Origin of the sequence: Lentzea alba (assembly GCF_011067745.1) — a bacterium.
Lineage (GTDB): Bacteria > Actinomycetota > Actinomycetes > Mycobacteriales > Pseudonocardiaceae > Lentzea > Lentzea alba.
In genome coordinates this window covers 359,247-379,714 of the sequence record NZ_JAAMPJ010000011.1, presented here as the reverse complement: position 1 = coordinate 379,714, position 20,468 = coordinate 359,247, and the positions used below count along the sequence as shown (strand labels likewise).

Genomic DNA, 20,468 nt, shown 5'->3' with positions numbered 1-20,468 from the left:
CAGTCGTAGCACCACCGTGTGCGCATCCGGCAACGCAACTTGATGCCACCGAGCGTCCCCGCCGACCTCAGACGCGACAGAACTGATGAGCCTTGGGAGCACGAAGTGGGAGCAGACTGGGAGCAGCTCCGCGTGGCGCGTCACCACGGATTCTAACGAAAACCTGTGTTGTTCTTAGAATGGTGGGATGGAGGACATCGAGGCGATCGTCGTGCTGCAGGACCCCGTCCGGCGGCAGCTGTACGAGTACGTGGTCGCCCAGGACCACGAGGTGAGCCGGAACGAGGCGGCCGAGGGCGCCGGGATCAGCCGCACGCTCGCCGCGTTCCACCTCGACAAGCTCGTCGACGCCGGGCTGCTAGCCACCGAGAGCCGGCGACTCACCGGGCGTTCGGGCCCAGGCGCCGGGCGGCCGGCCAAGCTCTACCGCCGGTCCGGCGCCGAACACCACGTCTCGGTCCCCGCCCGGGACTACCGCACCGCCGCCGACCTGCTGGCCGAGGTGGCGGACGGCGCCCGGCTGGATGTCGAGCTGCGGGCCGCTGCCGCGCGGGAAGGCCGGGCCGCGCGGGTCGCCGCCGGACCGATCGAGGACCTCGACGCGGTGCGGGCCGTTCTGGCCGTGCGTGGCTACGAGCCGCGCACGGACGGTGCCCTCCTTCGCCTGGTCAACTGCCCGTTCCACGTCCTTTCGGAGCGGCATCCCGCGCTGATCTGCGGCATGAACCTGGCGCTGCTGGAAGGCCTCCTCGAGGACACCGAAGGGCTGCGGGCCCGCATGGATCCGCAGCCCGGGATGTGCTGCGTCACCGTCGAGAATTCTAAAAATAATGGTGATTGACATAGAGGGATTGAGGATGGTGAGGTGGGCTGCATGGCCGGACACCACCTCGCCCAGCTCAACGTGGGCACCCTGATACATCCGCTGGACGACCCGCGCACGCACGGCTTCACGTCGATGCTGGACACCTTGAACGATGTCGCCGACCGGGCGCCTGGGTTCGTGTGGCGGCTGGTCGGCGACGGGAGCAACGACGCCACCGCGATCCAGACCCCCCTCGGCGCGGACGTCATCGTGAACATGTCGGTCTGGGAGAGTCGCGACAGCCTGTGGGACTACGTCTACCGCAGCGGCCACCTGGACGTCCTCCGGCGCCGCGCCGAGTGGTTCGAGCTGCCGAAGACGGCGTTCCAGGTGATGTGGTGGATCCCCGCCGGCCACGTACCCACCGTCGAGGAGGCGGTCGAGCGGCTGCAACATTTGCGCGCGCACGGCCCGTCGCCCAGCGCCTTCGGGTTCAGGGACATGTACACGCCCGAGGACGCGGGCCTCGGCGTCGTCACCACCGACGGACACGATCAAGGCCCAGACCGCCGACTGAGCTCCGCCGGGTGACCAACACCGTCCGATGCACGACCTCGAGGTCAGGCTGAACGATCAACTTCTCCAGCCCGTCAACACACTCGTACAGCGACACCCCAACCACCGTGACCGTCTCATCAGGATGGTCGTGCTGCAACAACCGTTGCCACAACGACGAAAGCGCCGACTGATCCGGAACTGTTACGTCGACGGGCATCAACTCGGTTGCGCCCCGACTCGGACGCCGCGACCCACCTGCGCACCCTCGCCGCCCCGCCGGCCGAGCCCCACCAGCCCAGCGAGGCCAGGGGCGAGGTGCTCGTGGCGGAACTGCAGTCCCACGACGAGTTCCGCGCGCTGTGGGACCGGCACGACGTACGCCCGACCCGCGACGAGATCAAGCGGTTCGACCACCCCGACGCGGGCCGGCTCACCCTTCGCCGCCAGACCCTCACCATCGCCGGAGCCGAGGACCAGGTGATCATCGTCTACCAGCCGGAAGCCAGCGGTCCCTCAGCCGACGCCCTGGCGAAGCTGCTGTAACCAGAGACTCAGCCGTGTCCTGCGTGCCGGCACGAGCGTGAACTCGGCGATCGGGCGAACCGTCCCGGTCGCGTGTGGGATCGTGATCGAGTGAACACGGGACGTGCGGTGCTGCTCCTGACATGTCTGGTGGTCGCGGGCCTGGCCGGCTGGTTCGCGATCGCCCGGTGGGACGACGCGAACAAGGTCGCGGCCTTCGCGTCGGCACTGGGTGCGGTCGCGGCTGTCGGTGTGGCGGTCTGGGCCGCGTTGCGGACCTCGGGATCGGGTCAGGTCACCGTGCGGCGCACTGGCCGGGCGGAGGCCCGTGGTGGTGGCTCCGCCAACAGCGGTGTGCGTGGCAAGACGTCCGGTCCCGTGCGCGTCGAGGACACCGGTGATGCGGTCGCCGACGACGGTGACGCAAACAGCGGCGTCCGCCTCGACTGACGCATGGCTCGGCGCATCGAGGCCTCGGACACGGGCGACGCGGTCGCGGGACCCGGAGGGTATGCCAACACCGGCGTCCACATCGGCGACGTGTACCTGTCGCCGGGGAGCCCGGTGCGCAGCGGGTACTTGCACCAGGTCCGCCGCATCGCGCCGCGTGAGCTGGTGGGGCGTGACGAGGAGCTCGCCGAGCTGGCCTCGTTCTGCGCCGACCCGGCCTTCGCGGGCGGCTACCGTTGGTGGCGGGCGCCCGCGTGGTCCGGCAAGACCGCGCTGTTCTCGTGGTTCGCGCTCAACCCACCTCCCGGCGTGCGGATCATCTCGTTCTTCGTCACGGCGCGGCTGGCCGGCCAGAACGACCGCATGGCGTTCGTCGACAACGTCCTGGAGCAGCTGCAGGCGCTGGTCGGCGGGCCGGTCGCCGTCACCGACGCGACCCGCGTCACCCGCCTGCTCGGGCTTCTCGACACCGCGGCCCACGCCTGCCAGGCGGCGGGCGAGACGCTCGTGCTCCTGGTCGACGGCCTGGACGAGGACCAGTGCGCCGACGCCGATGCCGGAGAGGACCGCAGCATCGCGGCGCTGCTGCCGATGGGCCCTCCCGCGGGCATGCGCGTGGTCGTGTCCGGTCGCCCGAACCCTCCCGTTCCCGGCGATGTGCCCGAACACCACCCGCTGCGCGCATCGGCCGTCGTACGTCCCCTGTCCGCCTCGGCCGCCGCTCAGGTCGCGCGCGGTGACATGGAACGGGAACTCGAGCGCCTCCTGCACGGCACGTCCGTCGAACAGGACCTCCTCGGTCTGCTGGTCGCCGCCGGTGGTGGCCTGACCGGCGACGATCTCGCCGAGCTCACCGGCCGCACCCACAAGCAGGTCAGCGACCAGCTGCGGACGGTTGCCGGCCGCAGCTTCACCAGGCGAGACAGCCGGTTCCGGCCGGGTGAGTTCCCGGACGTCTACCTGTTGGGCCACGAGGAACTGCACGTGAACGTCCTCGCCGCCCTCGGTGGGGAACGCTTGGCGGGGTACCGGGACCGGGTGCACGAGTGGGCTGACGGCTACCGCGATCGACGGTGGCCCACCGGTACGCCCGAGTACCTCCTGCGCGGATATCACCCGATGCTGCTCGCGACCGGTGAACTCGCGCGGGCCGTGGCGCTCAGCGTGGACCGCGACCGCCACGACCGCATGCTGGACATGTCGGGCGGTGACGTGCACGCGGCGGAGGAGATCACCGCCCTGCTCGACGTGCTCGGCGATCAGCTGCCCCCCGACCTGGCCACGATGGCGAGGTTGACCGTGCGCCGTGATCACCTCCTCTCGCGGTGGATCGGCCTTCCTCTCGAACTGCCCGCGGTGTGGGTGGCGCTGGGCTTCCCCGGCCGGGCGCTCTCGCTGGCGCGATCGATCGGTGTGCCGGGCATGTGGAACGACGCGGTGCTGAAGGTCGCCGACGCGCTGTTCACGGGTGGTCATCGCGAGTACGCCCACGAAGCCGTCGACCACCTGGTGGCAGACGCGCACGCGGAGGCCGTGTCGTACGACCGGGACGGTTACCTGATGTCGGTGGTGAAGGTGCTGGCCAAGGCGGGCGAGATGGACCGTGCCGCCGAGGTGGGCCACATGGTCGAGCGGCCGGGTGGAATGCGTGAGGCGCTGCTGGACGCCGCGGGCGAACTGGCAGGCTCCGCCGCGCGATCGCTGGTGCGGCACGTCGAGTCACTCCCCTTCGACGAGTGTCGGAGCCCGGCGGAACACGGCGGCGAGCTCGCGAAGATCGCCGCGGTGCTCACCGTGACCGGGGGACGCCGCCGGGCACGTCGGCTCGCCGCGCGCGCTCGCTCCCTGGTCCTGTCCGAGAGCACCGACTGGTGGCGCGCCAATGGGGCGCTGGCCGTGGTCCGATGCCTCAACGGGCTCGGGGCGCATCACCGTGCTCGCTCGTTCGCCAGGAAGGCTGTGCTGCCCATGGCCGCCCACCCCGGCGACTACTCACCCTGGACCTTCGAGACCGGAGTGCGGGTACTGGCCGATGCCGGACTGCTGCTCCGGGCGGAGTGGTTCATCACCCACGTCGACAGCGGGTTTTCCCGGTCCACGTGCGCGGCATACGTGGCGCTCGCCCATGCACGCCGCCGTGACTACGACGCCGCGGCCGATGTCATCGCACGGTGGGGCCGGCGGTCCAAGCTGCTCGACATGTGGTTCGAGGTCGGGATGACCGCGGCTCGCAACGGCGATCTCGATCAAGCACGAGCCATCGCCCGGTACCAGGACGAGGTCGGGCTCGGCTTCGGCGAGATCGACGGCAGCATCATGAGCGTGGCGGCGGTGGAGATCCTCTGCAGCACCGGAGACCTCGACGAAGCCGAGTCGGCCGCGCGATCCATCGCCCCCGTCCGCTCCCAAGCCGAGGCACTGACCGCGGTGGCCGAGGCGCTGGTCGCGGCAGGAGAGATGGATCGTGCCGCGCAGCTGCTCCGGCAGGCGGAAACAGCGGTACTCGGTCAGCAGATGCTGGAGGAGCAGTCCGGCCCGTACCTGGCCCTCGCCGAGACCTTGCGCGCCATCGGTGACATCGACAGTGCCCACACCATCGCAGACTTCCTGCCTGCACCTCGGGACCGAGCACAACTGCTCCATGCCGAAGTCGTCACTGGAGTGGCGGAGGCGGATGCACCGGACCGGCTGTTCGAACTCGCTGCCAAGACCGAGTTCGGCGGCTCCAAGGCACAAGTCCTCGCCTGGGCCGCCGAAGCGATGGCGTCGGCCGGACGACTCGAACAGGCGCACTGGTTGCTGAACGAAGCGGAGACTCTGGTCGGTGAGAACTGGCTGAATCGCAGTGCTTGCCCAGCACTCGCAATAGCGATGTTGCGTCTCCACCAACCAGAGCGCGCCCTGAAATTCGTCCTGAAGCACGAGATGTCGGCTTGGCGGCCGTTGTACGAGGCCATGCTCGTCACAGGCGAGCACGCCCTCGCGGCCGAACTCGTTCAGGCCGCCGACGCCCAACCAGCCGATGAACCCGTAAAACGGCTGCACCAGCGTGCGTCCCTCGTCGAACCGTTCGTGGCGACGGGCGACACCCGTCGCGCGAACGAGATCGTCCAAGAGGTGCTCGCGTATCTCGACGCGACTCCGGACCCGCAGCCCGACAGCGTCTACCTCGCGTCGCTGACGGCAGGTGTGCTGGCATTGCTCGATCTCAGCGAGGCACGACACCTCGTCGATCGAGTCCGTGCCCGAATTCGCCATGACGCGACCAGGTTCGACTACCTCGTGCAGAACGATCTAGCTCGACCGGTCGTGACGGCGATGATGAAGGCCGGCGATCTCGACGGTGCGCTCGAACTCGCGGCGATGCTCTCCACCAACACTTCCTTCCGGACGGATGCGCTGCTGCAGATCGCGGCGACGTTGCTGCGCGACGGGAACGTGGCGCGAGCACACCCTGTGGTGGCGGAGGCGTTGCGGCTTGGCGAAGGCCCGACGTGGAACCGGCTGGTGGCAGAAGTCGGTGAGTTGCTTCCCGACGTGGTGAAGGCGGTCGGGGCCGAGGTGGTCAGGTGCCTTCGCCGGGAGTGAGCTGGTGCTGGTGAGCAAAGTGTTGGTGTGCACCGAACTCAGAAGACAGGCGCCCCAGCCGCCTCTCACACCTTTGCCGTCGAGCTCACGGCGGACTCAAGCATGGTCGGCGGGTACCTCTCCTCGATCACGCGCACGATGGTGACGGCTTCCCTCGCAGCTGCCAGGGCATCCTCCCGTCGTCCCGTGACGACCAGCGCGATCGACGCCGTCGACCACTCCGGCAACTTGGTCGACCGCTCCGAAACGGCGATGGGCACGTCGGACGAGGCCCACCTCGTGCTGGGCGGCCGCGGCCACGACACCGACCTGTTCGTGCCCGACAGCGCACCGGACGTCGCCGCGGGCTTCCACACCGACCGGCACGCTGACGATCCTGCCCGCCCGCCGGCGCGCGGGCGGTCCCGACACCAACACCGTCGCCGCCCTCAACGACTGGCCGGTCCAGCCGTTGCCCGGCGGGGGTCACGGCTACCTGTTGCCGCGCTCGACGTGAACCTGTCGAACGTCGCGTCGATTCGACTGCCGCGGCGTTCGCCTGCGACCGAACTTCTCGCGGCAGCAGATTGATCATCCCAAAAGGACTCTTCCGCAGGGCACGACGCGCGGGCCACGGCCCCCGAGCTGCTTGAATCGTTTCAAGAAGGCCTGCGCCGGGTCGGCGGCAGCTCATCGTCGGCTCATCCGGAAAGCGATTACCTCACCAGGTTGAGCCAGAGTTGACCCTTGCGCCACCAATTGAAACGGTTCATCGTGACTAACCGTTGTCCGGCGTCGGCCGGCCTCGTGTCCCCTTCTGCCCGAAGGAAACTCATGCTGAAAAGTCTGGTTGTCGCACTGGTCGCGACGGTGTCGGCTGCGCTCGTCGCGCCGCAGGCCGTGGCGGCGACGGACGTCGGCGTGACGGATCCCAACCTCCACTACGCGGGCCGATGGCACGCGGACGGCTCGTTGCGGGTGCCCAACTGGGCCGGTGCGTACGTCCAGACGTCGTTCACCGGCACCACGGTCCGGGTGAAGCTGCGGGACGCGGTCAACATCTACGTGAGCATCGACGGTGGTGCCGACGTGTTCCACCAGGGCGTGCGCGGCACGGTCAACCTCACGCCGACTCCGCTGGCATCAGGCACGCACCGGCTGCGCATCGCGTTCCGTTCCGGTGACACCGTGTTCGGCGGGCTCGTGCTGGATTCCGGTGCGCGGACGACGAATCCGAACGTCTCGCCGAAGGTGCTGGAGTTCGTCGGCGACTCGATCACCGCGGGATACCTCGACTCGAAGCTCGCGTTGTCCTCGTACGGCTGGCTGGTCGGCCAGAAGCTCGGGCTGCCGCGCACGATCGTCGCCCGTGCCGGCTACTGCCTGGTCGCGAAGGACGGCTGCGTCGGACAGAGCACCCAGTTCTTCCGCCTGGCCAGCACCGGCACCACCTCGTGGGACTTCAGCCGGTACCAAGCCGCTGCCGTGGTGGTGAACCTGGGCACGAACGACGCCGGGCGCGGGGTCGCGGCGAGCACGTTCCAGTCCACCTACACGCAGTTCCTGAGCGACATCCGCGCCAAGTACCCGAACGCGGCCATCTTCGCGTTCGAGACGCTCAAGCGCCGGTACGTGCCGGAGACCAAGGCCGCCGTCACGGCTCGCAACAACGCGGGCGACAGCCGCGTGTACTTCGTCAACACCGAGGGCTGGCTCACCGCGGACGCGGACTACGTCGACGGTGATGGCCACCCCAACGACCAGGGCCAGGCCAAGATCGCCGATCGGCTCGCCCCGATCATCTCCGCACGGATCTGAGGGACGCTCACCACGGTCGGAAGACGACGCGGACTTCACCCGCGGGCACGTGCAGGCTGCCGCTGACGTCATCACCCGTGAGCAGCTCCGCGCCCGGCCCGATCGGGACCTCGGCGTCGTCACCGGTGTGGTTGATCGCGAACAGGTACCGCCCCTCCGTTCCGGCGCGTTCGACCACCTCGACGTCGCGGGGCAGCTCGCGCGGGGTGAGCGTGGTGGGTGCGATCGCGGCGCGCAGCACGGCATCGAGGCCGGCCGCGGTCAGACATGTGGAGACGTACCAGGCACTGCCGGACCCGTAGGTGTGCCGGGTGACGGCGGGAAGGCCAGCCACTGGTCCGTCCACATAGGACCACACCTGCTCCGCGCCGCGAAGGGTCACGACTTCGGACCACACGTTGCCCGCCGTGTCGTTGTCCAGGCGCACCTGGTGGCCGGCGGGCAGCGGGGTGAACTCCTCGACCGTCAGGCCCAGCACGTCACGCAGCGCTCCGGGATGAGGGCCGGGGTGGATGGTGTCGCGTTCGTCCACGATTCCGGAGAAGCAGGACACGACCACGGTGCCGCCGTCCTGCACGTAGCGGCGGAGGTTGGCCCCTGCGGCGTCCGTCATCAGATACAACGCCGGCACGACGACCAGCGGATAGTCGCCGAGGTCTGCTTCCGGGTGGGCGAAGTCCACCGTGAGGTGCCGGTCGTACGCCGCGGCGTACCAGGCTTCTGCTCGCTCGCGGGCGTCGAGGTCGACGCTCGGCCGCCATTCGAGCCGTTGGGCCCACCAGGACTGCCAGTCCCACAGCATCGCCACGTCCGACACCACGCGGCTGCCGCGGACGGGAGCGAGCGCGCCGAGGTCGTGGCCGAGCCGCACGACCTCGCGCCAGATCCTGCTCTCGGTGCCGGCCTGGGGAAGCATCGCCGAGTGGAACTTCTCGGCACCGAACCGGGAAGCGCGCCACTGGAAGAACATGGCACCGTCCGAACCGCGCGCGACGTGCGCGAAGCTGTTGCGCGCCATCTCTCCCGGCCGTTTGGCGATGTTGCGGGGCTGCCAGGACACCGCGCTGGTGGAGTGTTCGAGCAGCAGCCACGGCCGGCCGCCGGCCAGCGAGCGCGTGAGGTCGGCGGTCATCGCGAGGTTGACGTGCTTGCGGTCGCCGTCGGCGGGCAGGTAGTGGTCGTTGGTGACGAGGTCGACCTCCTTCGCCCAGGCCCAGTAGTCCAGCGAGTCGCACTGGGTCAGTGCCGCGTGGAAGTTCGTGGTCACCGGGATGCCCGGCGACAGGGCGTGCAGCACGTCGCGTTCCCGCTGGTAGCTCGCCAGCAGGGCGTCGCTGGTGAAGCGGGCCCAGTCCAGTTGCTGGGTCGGGTTGCCCACCGTGGGGGTGAGGCGCGGCGGCCGCACCTGGTCCCAGGAGTTGTAGGTCTGGCCCCAGAACGTGGTGCCCCAAGCCTCGTTGAGCTCCTTGACCGTGGTGTAGCGGTCGGCCAGCCAGGTGCGGAACTCGGCGGCGGAGGTGTCGCAGTAACACGCGCTGATGGGGGCGCCGTACTCGTTGTGGACATGCCACAGCGCCACGGCGGGGTGTTCGCCGTAGCGGTGGCCCAGCTGCTCGGTGATCGAGACGGCGGCCCGCCGGTAGTCCGGCGAGCTGTAACAGATCGCGCCCCTGCTGCCGAACGCGTACCGCACGCCCTCGCGGTTCACCGGCAGCGCTTCGGGATGACGCTCGTAGAACCACGCGGGCGGCACGACCGTCGGGGTGGCGAGGTCGACCCGGATCTCGTTGTGGTGCAAGAGGTCCAACAGGTGGTCGAGCCAGCCGAAGTCGTACTGGCCGGGCTCGGGCTCCAGCAGTGCCCAGGCGAAGATTCCGACGCTGACCATCGTCACGCCGGCCTCGCGCATGAGGCGCACGTCCTCCTGCCAAAGCGGCTTCGGCCACTGTTCGGGGGCGTAGTCACCGCCGTACGCGAGCGTGTCCAAACCAGTGGGCCAGTGCCGCCGCTTCATTCACGGCCCCCATCTCTGTGATCGTGCACAGTGAACGCTCCGCCGAACTTCCCGCTTACAACCGTACATTTCGGCTATTGAAAGTGTCGAGCCTGCGTCACTACTGTGAACGTGCACAGTCCAGCACCTCCCCCCGACATCGGAGGAACGGATGCAGCGCCGCACCGCCCTCACCGCCCTCGCCCTCATCGGCTCCCTGACCCTCGCCGCGTGCAGCGGCGGCGGCACACCCGCGGCCGACGGCCCGGTCGAGCTGACCATGTGGTCCTGGGCGAGCTTGCAGAAGGTCGCGGACCTCTGGAACGCCGACCATCCCGACATCAAGGTCACCGTGCAGGAGCAGGGAGGTGGCGACGAGCTCGTCACCAAGGTCATCACCGCCGCGAAGGCAGGTGACGGGCCGGACCTGGTGCAGGCCGAATACCAGATGATCCCGACCCTGGTGTCCAACGACGTGCTCGCCGACATCACGGAGCAGGGCGGTGGAGCCAAGGACAAGTTCACCGAGAACGTCTGGAAGCAGGTCACCCTGGACGGCGCGGTCTACGCGATCCCCCAGGACACGGCTCCGCTCGCGTTCTACTACCGCGAGGACGTCTTCACGCAGCTGGGACTCAAGGTGCCCACCACGTGGACGGAGTTCGCGGACGTCGCGCGGCAGCTCAAGCAGAAGGACCCGAAACGCGCGCTGACCACGTTCTCCAGCAACGACGCCGGCCTGTTCGCCGGGCTGACCCAGCAGGCGGGAGCGACCTGGTGGTCGGCCTCCGGTGACACGTGGAAGATCGCCATCGACGCCGAGGCGTCCCGCAAGGTCGCCACGTTCTGGGGCGACCTGGTGGCCGAGGGCGTGATCGACAACCAGCCGATGTACACGCCCGCGTGGAACGCGGCGCTCAACGACGGCACGCAGGTCGCCTGGGTGAGCGCGGTCTGGGCACCTGGCGTGCTGACCACCAGCGCGCCGGACACCAAGGGGAAGTGGCGGATGGCCAAGCTGCCGCAGTGGACCGCGGGCTCGAGCGCGACCGGCAGCTGGGGCGGTTCCGCCACCGGTATCACGGCCAAAGCGGCGAAGAACGGTCACGCGAAGGCCGCCGCCGAGTTCGCCACCTGGCTCAACACCGACCCGAAAGCCGTGGCGGCTCTGGTCAAGGAGGCCGGCGTCTACCCGGCCGCCACCGCCGCGCAGATGAGCGGTGCGCTGACCACGCCGGAGTTCTTCCCCAACCAGCCCGACTTCTACCAGCAGGTCGCCGAGCTCGCGAAGGGCACCGCCGCGGCGAGCTGGGGACCGAACGTCAACGTCGCCTACAACACCTTCAAGGACGCTTTCGGCAAGGCGGCCACGGAGAAGTCGTCGTTCCCGGTCGCGCTCAAGAGCGTGCAGGACTCCACCGTCGCGGACATGAAGAAGAGCGGCTTCAAGATCGAGGGCTGATCCATGGCGTCCACCCGAACCGGCAGACGGCTCGCGCCGTACGGCTTCCTCGCTCCGGCGATCATCCTCTTCGGACTCTTCTTCGCGCTGCCGATCGGCTACGCCCTTCACCTGAGCCTCCACTCGGTTCAGGTGAAGGGCCTGGGGATCGGCCGGAACGCGCGCGAGGAGGTGTGGGTGGGGCTGGACAACTTCACCACCGCGCTGACCGATCCCGAACTGCTGGCCGGCGCGGGCCGGGTGTTGCGCTACGGGGCGATGCTCGTGCCCACCATGCTCGGCCTGGCACTGCTGTTCGCGCTCCTGCTCGACCTGCCCCGCACGCGGTTCAGGGCGTTCTCGCGGCTGGCGATCTTCCTGCCGTACGCGGTGCCCGGCATCGTCGCCTCACTGCTGTGGGGCTTTCTGTACCTGCCGAGCGTCAGCCCCGGCTACTTCCTGCTCAGGGCAGTGGGTTTCAGCGGACCGGACCTGCTGCAGGGCGACTGGCTGTTCCTCGCGCTGACGAACATCGCGGTGTGGGGCGGCACCGGCTTCAACATGATCGTCATCTACACGTCGCTGCGGGCCGTCCCGCCGGAGCTCTACGAGTCCGCGCGGCTGGACGGCTGCTCGGAGACGCAGATCGCGCTGCGCATCAAGATCCCGCTGATCATGCCGTCCCTGGTGCTCACCTTCTTCTTCTCCACCATCGCGACGCTGCAGGTGTTCGCCGAGCCGATGACGCTGCGTCCCCTGACCAACTCGCTGAGCTGGACCTGGAGCCCGTACATGAAGGTCTACCGGGACGCCTTCGTCCAGGGTGGTCTGCACTCGGCCGCCGCCACCGCGGTGGTGATCGCGGTGGTGACGCTGGTGCTGTCGTTCGGCTTCCTCAAGGTGGTCAACAGGCGCACCGCGGAGCGCACCCCGTGAGCGCCTTGCTGGTCGGGCCGCGGGTGCAGCCGTCGGTGTCGGCACGGGCGACCCGCCGCACCTCGTGGCTGGCGACGTTCCTGCTGCTGCTGGGAGCCATCTACTGCCTGGTGCCCGTGTTGTGGGTGGTGATGGCCGCCACCAAGAGCCGCAGCGAGCTGTTCAGCACCTTCACCTTCCTGCCCGGCAGCGGCCTCTGGGCCAACGTCTCCGAGCTGTCGGCCTACCGCGACGGGGTGTACTGGCTCTGGATGCTCAACTCGGGGCTGTACGCCGGTGTGGGCGCCCTGTTGTCCGCGGCGGTGTCGGCGGTGAGCGGATATGCCCTGGCCAAGTACTCCTTCCCCGGTCGCGGCGCCATCTTCACCGTGATCCTGGCCGGGGTGCTGATGCCACCGATCACCCTCGCCGTGCCGCAGTACCTGCTGCTGGCGAAGGTCGATCTGGCGGGGAGCTACTGGTCGGTGCTGCTCCCCAGCGTCCTGAGCCCTTACGGCATCTACCTCGCCCGCGTCTACGCCGCCGCGGCGGTGCCGGACGAGGTGCTGGAGGCGGCCCGGGTGGACGGTGCCCGCGATCTGCGGCTCTTCCTCTCGATCGCGCTGCCGATGATGCGGCCGGGCCTCGTGACCATCTTCCTGTTCCAGTTCGTCGCCATCTGGAACAACTTCCTGCTGCCGTACGTGATGCTCGCCGACGACACGACCTTCCCGGTCACCGTGGGCCTCTACAGCCTGCTCCAGCAGGGCGCGAGCAAACCGGCGCTCTACACTCTCGTGATCACCGGTGCGCTGCTGTCGATCATTCCACTGATCGCGTTGTTCCTCGGTCTGCAGCGCTACTGGCGCGTCGACCTGCTGTCCGGGGCCGTAAAGTCGTAGTACCAGTCACCGCAGATGAGGCCAGATGACGGACACCACGCCACAACGGCGGGCGCGCCCCCGGACGAAGCGACCGCCGACGATCATCGACGTCGCCACGCACGCCGGCGTCTCCCGCGGCACCGTCTCCCGCGTCCTGCAGGGCGGGCACAACGTCAGCCCGGCCTCCCAGGAGGCGGTCCACGCCGCGATCCGCAAGCTCGGCTACGTGGTGAACCGGGCGGCCCGCAGCCTGGTGACCCAGCGCGCGGGCTCGGTGGCGTTCCTGCTGTCGGAGACCCAGGACCGGTTCTTCGAGGACCCGAACTTCACCACCCTGCTGCGCGGCTGCACCACCGCGCTGGGTGAGCACGACATCCCGCTCATCCTGATCACCGCCGGCACCGAGGCCGAACGCCGCCGCGTCGCCCCCTTCCTGTCCCCGCACCACGTCGACGGCGTGCTGCTGATCTCCTCGCACCGCGGCAACCCGATGATCGACCACCTCCGGCGGGCGGACCTGCCGTTCGTGTGCTGCGGCAAGCCGCTCGGTGAGCGCGACGCGGTGTCCTATGTGGCGGCCGACGATCGTGCGGGCGCCAGGGCCATGGTGCGCTACCTGCTCGAGTCCGGCCGCAAGCGCGTCGCGACGATCACCGGCCCGCAGGACACCCCCGGCGGGCTCGAACGGCTGCAGGGCTATCGCGAGATGCTCGCCGAGCACGGCATCACCTACCAGAAGCGGCTGGTGGCGGTCGGCGACTACAGCCGGGCCAGCGGTGAGGCGTGCATGCAGCAGCTGCTGTCCGCCGTGCCGGACATCGACGCGGTCTTCGTCGCGTCGGACCTCATGGCCGAGGGCGCGCTGACCGCGATCGAGCGGGCGGGCCTGCGCGTCCCCGAGGACATCGCGGTCGGAGGTTTCGACGACTCACCGGTCGCCTCTGCGGCCCATCCCCCGCTGACCACCATCCGGCAGCCATGGGATCGCATCAGCGAGATGATGGTGCGCCAGTTGCTCGCCCAGATCGACGGCGAGGGGGCGGCCACGGTGATCCTGCCGACCGAGCTCGTCGTCCGCGAATCGGCCTGAATCACCCGGCTTCGTCGAATGTGCCGTCGAATTCGACGGGTTCTGTGCACGTTCACAGAAATGCATTTAACTCTCTCTTGAGACGATCACCTGAATACGGTTCTATCAGAGTGAATCGTGCGTTTTTGCGGACTGTGCACGTTCACAGTTCTGGGGTACGCGCGAGCCCTGCTTCACTCGATCAAGGGAGATCGAATGACCGCACGCGGTATTCGCCGTGCAGGGAAGCTCGCCTTTCTGCTGACGGCCGTCACCCTTCCCGCGACGCTGCTGACCCCTGCCGTGTCCGCGGCGAACTCGCTCAGCATGCTGGGCGCGGACGTCTCGACGGCCCAACGAGCACTGGAGCTCGGCGCGAAGTACTACGACGCGAACGGCACCGCCAAGGACCCGCTCGACGTCCTCAAGGGCGCCGGCGTCAACTACGTCCGCCTGCGCATCTGGAACAACCCTCGCAGCGGCTACAACAACAAGGCCAAGGTCCTGCAGTACGCGCGGACGGTGAAAGCCAAGGGCCTCAAGCTGATGGTCGACTTCCACTACTCCGACACCTGGGCCGATCCCGGCAAGCAGGGCAAGCCCGCCGCCTGGGCCGGCCACGGCATCAGCCAGCTGCAGACCGACGTCTACAACTACACCCACGACGTCTGCAGCAGCCTGAAGGCCCAGGGCACCGTCCCGGACAGCGTGCAGATCGGCAACGAGATCAACACCGGCATGCTGTGGGACGACGGCAAGGTGGTCAACAACAACTTCACCAACCTCGGACGGCTGCTCAAAGCCGGTTACAACGCCACCAAAGCCTGCAACGCGGGCACACAGGTGATCGTCCACACCGCACTGGTGGAGAGCGGCGCTCGCTGGTTCTACGACGGGATCCGGGCTCAGGGCGTCCAGTGGGACATCACCGCCCTGTCGTACTACTGCTACTGGCACGGCAGCATGTCCTCCATGGCCGGTGTCCTGTCGGACATGCGTTCCCGGTACGGCAAGCCGGTGATCCTCGCCGAGACCGCGTACCCGTACACCACGGCGAACCACGACGGCACCGCGAACGTCATCACGTCGTCGCAACCGTGCTCGGGCTACCCGGCGACACCGGCGGGCCAGGCAGCCAACTTCACCGCCGTGCAGAACGCCGTCCGCAACGCCGGCGCGATCGGGATCTTCTACTGGGAACCGACCTGGCACGCGGTGCCCGGCAACGGCTGGGACCCCGCCGACATCACCAACTCCGGCAACGGCTGGGAGAACCAGGCCGTCTTCGACCGCACCGGGCGCCTGCTGCCCGGCATCCGCTGGACCCCCTGACCACAACCCCGCTCAGCCCTTCTCTTCACCGTCCCTGCCGAAGAAGAGGTACCGAACCATGTCCCAAATCCAACTGTTCCCTGGTCCGCTGCGGAGAGTGGCGATCGCGTTCGCGGCCGCCCTCGGCGTCCTCGCGTCCACCGCGGCGCCCGGACCGGCCGCTGCCGCGGACAACCCCTACCAGCGGGGCCCGAACCCGACCCAGTCGAGCGTCGCCGCGAACCGCGGCACGTTCGCCACCACGGAGACGAGCGTGGGCGGCGGGAACGGCTTCGGTGCCGCGAAGATCTACTATCCGACCGACACCAGCCAGGGCACGTTCGGTGCCATCGCGGTCTCGCCCGGCTACACCGCCACCTGGGCCGCCGAAGGTGCGTGGATGGGGCACTGGCTGGCCTCGTTCGGGTTCGTCGTCATCGGCATCGACACCATCAGCCGTGAGGACTGGGACGTCGCGCGGGGCACCCAGCTGCTGGCGGCGCTCGACTACCTGACCCAGCGCAGCTCCGTGCGCACCAGGGTCGACCCGAACCGCCTCGCGGTGATGGGCCACTCGATGGGTGGTGGCGGAACCATCTCGGCGGCCCTGCGCCGGCCGACGTTGAAGGCAGCCATCGGACTGGCGCCGTTCAGCCCGTCGCAGAACACGTCGGGCCTGCAGGTGCCCACCATGCTGCTGGCGGGGCAGAACGACGGAACGAGCACGCCGGCGAGCGTTCTCAACCACTACAACACCATCCCGGCCTCGACCGAGAAGGCGTACCTCGAGCTCTCCGGCGCCGGGCACGGTTTCCCGACCTCGAACAACTCGGTGATGACGCGCAAGGTCATCCCGTGGATGAAGATCTTCATCGACCAGGACGCGCGGTACACCCAGTTCTTGTGCCCGGTGCAGGACTGGACCGGCATCAGGACGTCCCGCAACACCTGCCCGCTCCTGCCGGGCGATCCGGCTCCCGGCACCACCTTCGGCCTGGCGGGCTCGGCTTCCGGCAAGTGCGTGGACGTGCCGGGCCGGGTCCAGACCAACGGCACCGGGCTGATCCTCTGGACCTGCAACGGCGCGGTCAACCAGCAGTGGACCCAGACGGCAGCGGGCGAGCTCCGGATCTACGACAACGCGAAGTGCATGGACGCCAACGCTTCCGGCCAAGGCACACGGGTGACGATCAACTCGTGCACTGGGGGCAACAGTCAGAAGTGGACGGTCAACACGAACGGAACGGTGACGAACGCGGCGTCCGGACGCTGCCTCGACACCTCCGGCACCGCTGACAACGCACCGGTCGTCGTGAACACCTGCACCGGTGGCACCGGTCAGGTCTGGGCCAAACGATCATAACGTGTGACAGGAGAATCCGTGTCTCTCAAGCGCCTCGCGCTCCTCACCTCCGCGCTGAGCGCGGCCGTGCTGGTCCCGGTCCCCTCGGCGGCCGCGCTGCCGCCGCAGTGCTCCGGCTCGGCGCCGATCAAGTGCAGTTTCGCCGTCGCACCAGGAAACTACGACGTCACCGTCGAACTGGGCAGCAGCACCAAGGCCGCCAACACCTCCATGTCGGTGGAGGCACGCAGGCAGATCCTCAACCCCGTCTCCACCACCGCCGGCCAGCTCGTGCGCACCACGGCCACGGTCAACGTCCGCAGCCCTGAAGGCCAGCCCACCGGCCAGGGCGGCACCGGCACAGCGGGCCTGCAGATCACCTTCAGCGGCACCGCTCCCGCGATCGGCACGCTCACCGTGACACCGGCCAGTGCCCCGCTGGTGGCCTACCTCGCCGGCGACTCGACCGTCTGCGACCAACCCACCGCGCCCTACACCGGCTGGGGCCAGTACCTGCCCACCCACCTGCGCAACGGCGCGGTGGTCGCGAACTACGGCGACTCCGGCGAGAGCTCCGGCAGCTTCCTGTCCAACCGCGCACTGTTCCCGACGATGAAGCCACTGGTCAAGAGCAGGGACCTGGTGTTCATCCAGTTGGGGCACAACGACAAGGAGACCACCGCGACCGCCTTCAGGGACAACCTCACCCGGCTGGTCGACGGCGTCCGGGAACGCGGAGGTGTCCCGGTGCTGATGACGCCACCGGTGCGCAGGCTCTTCAGCGGCACCAAACTCACCGCAACCGCGTTGCACGTCAACAGCAAAGGCGTGGACCTGCCCGCCGTCATCCGGGCACTCGGCCGCAGCGCGGGCGTGCCGGTCATCGACCTGACCACCAAGAGCAAGAACCTGGTCGAGTCGATGGGACCGTCCGCGTCCGAGGCGCTGTTCCTCACCAAAGAAGCGGGCGACAACACCCACTTCTCCGCACGCGGCGGCGCGGAGATGGCCGGCCTCGTCGTGCAGGGCGTCCGCGAGCTGAACCTGCCCCTGACCGGCTATCTGCGCTGACCCAGGCGTTCAACTCTTCTGTTGGAGGTCAACCATGCTCTTGCATCGACGGCGCGCCACACCGCTCGCCGCAGGCGTCGTCGCCTTGACCTTGGCCGGCAACGGTCTCGTCGTCTCGGCGGCTTCGGCGGCGGCGACCCGGTACGAGGCGGAAGCCGCGCCGGCCACCTGCGCCGGTGCCATCGAGTCCAACCACGCCGGCTACTCCGGCAGCGGATTCTGCAACGGCGACAACGCGATCGGCGCCGCTGCGCAGTTCACCGTGACCGCAGGCGCGGCCGGCCCGAAGGTGCAGACGTTCCAGCTCGACGGCGTCTCCGTCTGAGAACGTGCGCGGGAAGGGCGACGGCCTCGCAGCCGTCGCCCCTCAAGCGTGCTCAGCTCACCAGGAACTGCCAGCGCAGGTTGGGGCTGCCGTCGTCGGTCCACACCTTCAACGGCGATCCAGAACCCACCTGACCGCCGCTGTCGAGGACGAGCCCCGTCACCCGGTTGGCGATCTTGAACAGACCTCCGCCCGTGTCGGTGATCGACCACTGCTGACTCGCGGCGCCGGTGTACACCGACTGCACCGGATAGCCACCGTCCACAGTGGCGCCTGCCCCGTCGACCACGAAACCGTTGGTGCGGTTGGTCAGCGTGTAGAACCCGTCACTCGAGTTCTCCGCCCGGAACTGGAGGTTCGTGCTGTCGTCGGGAGTCCAGATCTTCAGCCGGCTTCCCGCCGCGACCGCGCCGCCACCGTCGATCGCGAGGCCGTTGGTCACGTTGACCACGCGGAACCACTTCGTCGCGTCGAACGCGACTCGCATCGAGACGATGGCGTTGTCGAAGCCGCTCGTCCGCAGATCGGGCGTCGGCGCGGTGTACGTCGACGCGCTGCCGCCCGAGTTGTCGTCCGTGTAGCCGCGAACCTCGTACCCCTTCGCGGGCAGGAGGGCGGACACGGTCCTCGGCTGGAGACCGAGGGGTGTGAGCTGAGCGGCCGTGTACGTGCCGACGGTGAGGGTCGCCGCCGTGCCCCGGTAGTCGCGGTCCGCGTAGGCCTTGGCGCCGGTTTCCGGCCGCAGCGCGGGAATCCGGTCGCCGAAGGTCAGTTTCAGGACGTACGCGGGCGACTCGAACGGCTTCGCCGCCGGCAGCGCGACGTGCAACCCCGCCGTGTCCTGGGTGTGGCTCAGCACCGTCCTGGTGCCCAGCAGCTCGACCCGCCGGAGGCCGGTCAACGGGATCCGGTCGCCGGCCAGCGTGGTGATGGTCAGCGACTCCCCCGGCCAGGCGAGCACCGTCGCGTAGACCACGCGGCCGGCCTTGTCCCGGGTGAAGCGGATGTCCTTGGCAGTGCCCACTTTCGGTGCCACGAACGAACCGCCGCCCATCTTCGTCGGCCCCTCCCCGTAGGAGTCCCAGACGCGCGTGGCGTAGATCGACTCGCCGAGGCGGCCGAGGTAGGTGCCGATGTCGGCGAGCACGGCGCGCTGCTCGGCGGGGATCGTGCCTTCCAGGGTCGGCGAGATGTTGAGCAACATGTTGCCGCCCTTGCTGACCCGGTCGATCAGCGCGTGGATCATCTGCGTGCTGGAGTAGTAACCGATGCCCTTGGTGTAGCTCCAACTGCTGCTGCTGATCGCGTCGTCGGTGAGCCAGTACGGGGTGACGATGCCGGCCGGTCCGCCGCGCTCGTAGTCCTCGACCTGACCCTTGTTGGTGAACCCCTGGTCGAAGTGCTTGTAGGTGGCGACGACCTCCTTGCCCCACTGCTCGGCCCGGTTGTAGTAGTAGGCCAGGAACTGCAGCCGTTCCCGCTCACCGACGGCGCACGGCCCGTTGTTGAGGCAGTAGCCCGGTGAGTTCAGGCTGAAGTCCTGCCAGAGGATGTCGGGCTTGGCGCGGTCGACGACCTCCTTGAGCTTGGCGAGCCAGAGCGCGTCCATCTCCGGACGGGGCAGCTGGCCGTAGAGCTTGCGCAGGCTCGGATCGGTCTGCTGTGGCGCGTAGTCGAAGAAGCCGTTGTAGTTGTACGCGTGGTGCATCGCCACCAGCAGCTTCAGCCCCTGTTCGCGGACGGCGTCGGCGAACAGCTTCATCAGGTCCAGCCGGGGACCTTTCGCGACCGAGTTCCACTCGTTGACCGAGCTGTCCCACATCGAGTAGCCGTCGTGGTGCTCGGCGACGGGGCCGGCGAACTTCGCGCCGGACGCCTTGATGATCCGCGCCCACTCACGTGGATCGAACTGACCGCCCCGCGAGGCCAGCTTCGGCGCGAACTGGACGTGGTTGCCCGCGACATCGGTGCCACCGTTGATGAACCGGTCGTAGCCCCAGACGGCGGGGTCGCCGTAGGTCGCCTTGTGGTGGTCGTACTCCCGGCCACCACTGATGTACATGTTCCGGCCGTACCACTCGCTGCCGAACTCCGGCGTGGTGAAGGCACCCCAGTGCCAGTAGACACCGAACTTGGCGTCCAGGAACCACTCCGGGGCGGCCAGGTGCCGGTCGACCGAGGGCCAGGTGGGTTCGTAGGGCTCGCGCCGGGAGGACGCGGCGGCCGGACCCGCCAGCGCGTCGGGCGACATCGCGGCCGTGAGTCCCGCAGCGGCGAGTGCGCCGAACTGCCGCCGGGACAACGGGCTGTCAGCAGGATGCGTCATTGCGATCTCCTGATGGTGGATGGACCCGCGCTGGAACGGCTCACCCGAGCGCGAAACATCACATGTATGCC

General features: G+C 68.7%; 17 protein-coding genes. 15 read left to right on the top strand and 2 right to left on the bottom strand.

The features are described 5' to 3' along the window. The first annotated feature begins 187 nt into the window (after nucleotides 1-187). The 7 genes from G7043_RS34835 to G7043_RS34805 all read left to right on the top strand — a co-directional run bounded on the left by G7043_RS34835 (nucleotide 188) and on the right by G7043_RS34805 (nucleotide 7,720). On the top strand, nucleotides 188-841 hold the full coding sequence (locus G7043_RS34835) for a helix-turn-helix transcriptional regulator (RefSeq protein WP_166052896.1): 654 nt from the start codon (nucleotides 188-190) through the stop codon (nucleotides 839-841). A gap of 33 nt (nucleotides 842-874) precedes the next feature. Continuing rightward, entirely contained in the window at nucleotides 875-1,396 is a 522-nt protein-coding gene (locus G7043_RS34830) for a DUF3291 domain-containing protein (RefSeq protein WP_166052895.1), read from the top strand. Nucleotides 1,397-1,588: 192 nt separating this feature from the next. Beyond that, on the top strand, nucleotides 1,589-1,906 hold the full coding sequence (locus G7043_RS34825) for an MmyB family transcriptional regulator (protein WP_242642972.1): 318 nt from the start codon (nucleotides 1,589-1,591) through the stop codon (nucleotides 1,904-1,906). A gap of 90 nt (nucleotides 1,907-1,996) precedes the next feature. Continuing rightward, on the top strand, nucleotides 1,997-2,335 hold the full coding sequence (locus G7043_RS34820) for a hypothetical protein (RefSeq protein WP_166052894.1): 339 nt from the start codon (nucleotides 1,997-1,999) through the stop codon (nucleotides 2,333-2,335). A 3-nt stretch (nucleotides 2,336-2,338) separates the two neighbouring features. Further along, nucleotides 2,339-5,923, top strand: coding sequence for a tetratricopeptide repeat protein (locus tag G7043_RS34815; RefSeq protein WP_166052893.1), 3,585 nt, complete (start codon nucleotides 2,339-2,341; stop codon nucleotides 5,921-5,923). Between the two features lie 186 nt (nucleotides 5,924-6,109). After that, complete coding sequence (locus G7043_RS34810; protein WP_166052892.1) at nucleotides 6,110-6,493, top strand: hypothetical protein; 384 nt, start codon at nucleotides 6,110-6,112, stop codon at nucleotides 6,491-6,493. A 243-nt stretch (nucleotides 6,494-6,736) separates the two neighbouring features. Next, nucleotides 6,737-7,720, top strand: coding sequence for an SGNH/GDSL hydrolase family protein (locus tag G7043_RS34805; protein WP_166052891.1), 984 nt, complete (start codon nucleotides 6,737-6,739; stop codon nucleotides 7,718-7,720). A 7-nt stretch (nucleotides 7,721-7,727) separates the two neighbouring features. Here G7043_RS34805 and G7043_RS34800 read toward each other — a convergent pair whose 3' ends face one another. After that, nucleotides 7,728-9,734 carry a beta-galactosidase gene (locus G7043_RS34800; protein ID WP_166052890.1) on the bottom strand — a complete coding sequence of 669 codons (2,007 nt, stop codon included), beginning with the start codon at nucleotides 9,732-9,734 and terminating at the stop codon, nucleotides 7,728-7,730. Between the two features lie 151 nt (nucleotides 9,735-9,885). Between G7043_RS34800 and G7043_RS34795 the strand changes: the two genes are divergently transcribed. The 8 genes from G7043_RS34795 (at nucleotide 9,886) to G7043_RS34760 (ending at nucleotide 18,071) form a co-directional block, all read left to right on the top strand. After that, nucleotides 9,886-11,175, top strand: a complete 1,290-nt coding sequence (locus tag G7043_RS34795) for an ABC transporter substrate-binding protein (protein WP_166052889.1) — start codon at nucleotides 9,886-9,888, stop codon at nucleotides 11,173-11,175. A gap of 3 nt (nucleotides 11,176-11,178) precedes the next feature. After that, nucleotides 11,179-12,090 carry a carbohydrate ABC transporter permease gene (locus G7043_RS34790; protein ID WP_166052888.1) on the top strand — a complete coding sequence of 304 codons (912 nt, stop codon included), beginning with the start codon at nucleotides 11,179-11,181 and terminating at the stop codon, nucleotides 12,088-12,090. After that, a complete protein-coding gene (locus G7043_RS34785) occupies nucleotides 12,087-12,971 on the top strand; it encodes a carbohydrate ABC transporter permease (protein ID WP_313888219.1) in 885 nt (294 codons plus the stop codon). Before G7043_RS34790 ends, G7043_RS34785 begins: the two co-directional genes overlap by 4 nt. A gap of 25 nt (nucleotides 12,972-12,996) precedes the next feature. Further along, nucleotides 12,997-14,043 (top strand): LacI family DNA-binding transcriptional regulator, encoded by a 1,047-nt coding sequence (locus G7043_RS34780; RefSeq protein WP_166052887.1) that lies wholly within the window; start codon nucleotides 12,997-12,999, stop codon nucleotides 14,041-14,043. 195 nt (nucleotides 14,044-14,238) lie between these two features. Next, nucleotides 14,239-15,354 (top strand): glycoside hydrolase family 53 protein, encoded by a 1,116-nt coding sequence (locus G7043_RS34775; protein WP_166052886.1) that lies wholly within the window; start codon nucleotides 14,239-14,241, stop codon nucleotides 15,352-15,354. A 58-nt stretch (nucleotides 15,355-15,412) separates the two neighbouring features. Continuing rightward, nucleotides 15,413-16,696 carry a poly(ethylene terephthalate) hydrolase family protein gene (locus G7043_RS34770; RefSeq protein WP_166052885.1) on the top strand — a complete coding sequence of 428 codons (1,284 nt, stop codon included), beginning with the start codon at nucleotides 15,413-15,415 and terminating at the stop codon, nucleotides 16,694-16,696. Between the two features lie 18 nt (nucleotides 16,697-16,714). Then, a complete protein-coding gene (locus G7043_RS34765) occupies nucleotides 16,715-17,746 on the top strand; it encodes a rhamnogalacturonan acetylesterase (RefSeq protein WP_166052884.1) in 1,032 nt (343 codons plus the stop codon). A 34-nt stretch (nucleotides 17,747-17,780) separates the two neighbouring features. After that, nucleotides 17,781-18,071 (top strand): hypothetical protein, encoded by a 291-nt coding sequence (locus G7043_RS34760; protein ID WP_207312098.1) that lies wholly within the window; start codon nucleotides 17,781-17,783, stop codon nucleotides 18,069-18,071. Between the two features lie 52 nt (nucleotides 18,072-18,123). On the opposite strand, the gene G7043_RS34755 is transcribed toward G7043_RS34760, so the two are convergent. Next, nucleotides 18,124-20,397 (bottom strand): alpha-L-fucosidase, encoded by a 2,274-nt coding sequence (locus G7043_RS34755; RefSeq protein ID WP_242642971.1) that lies wholly within the window; start codon nucleotides 20,395-20,397, stop codon nucleotides 18,124-18,126. Between the last annotated feature and the right edge of the window lie 71 nt (nucleotides 20,398-20,468).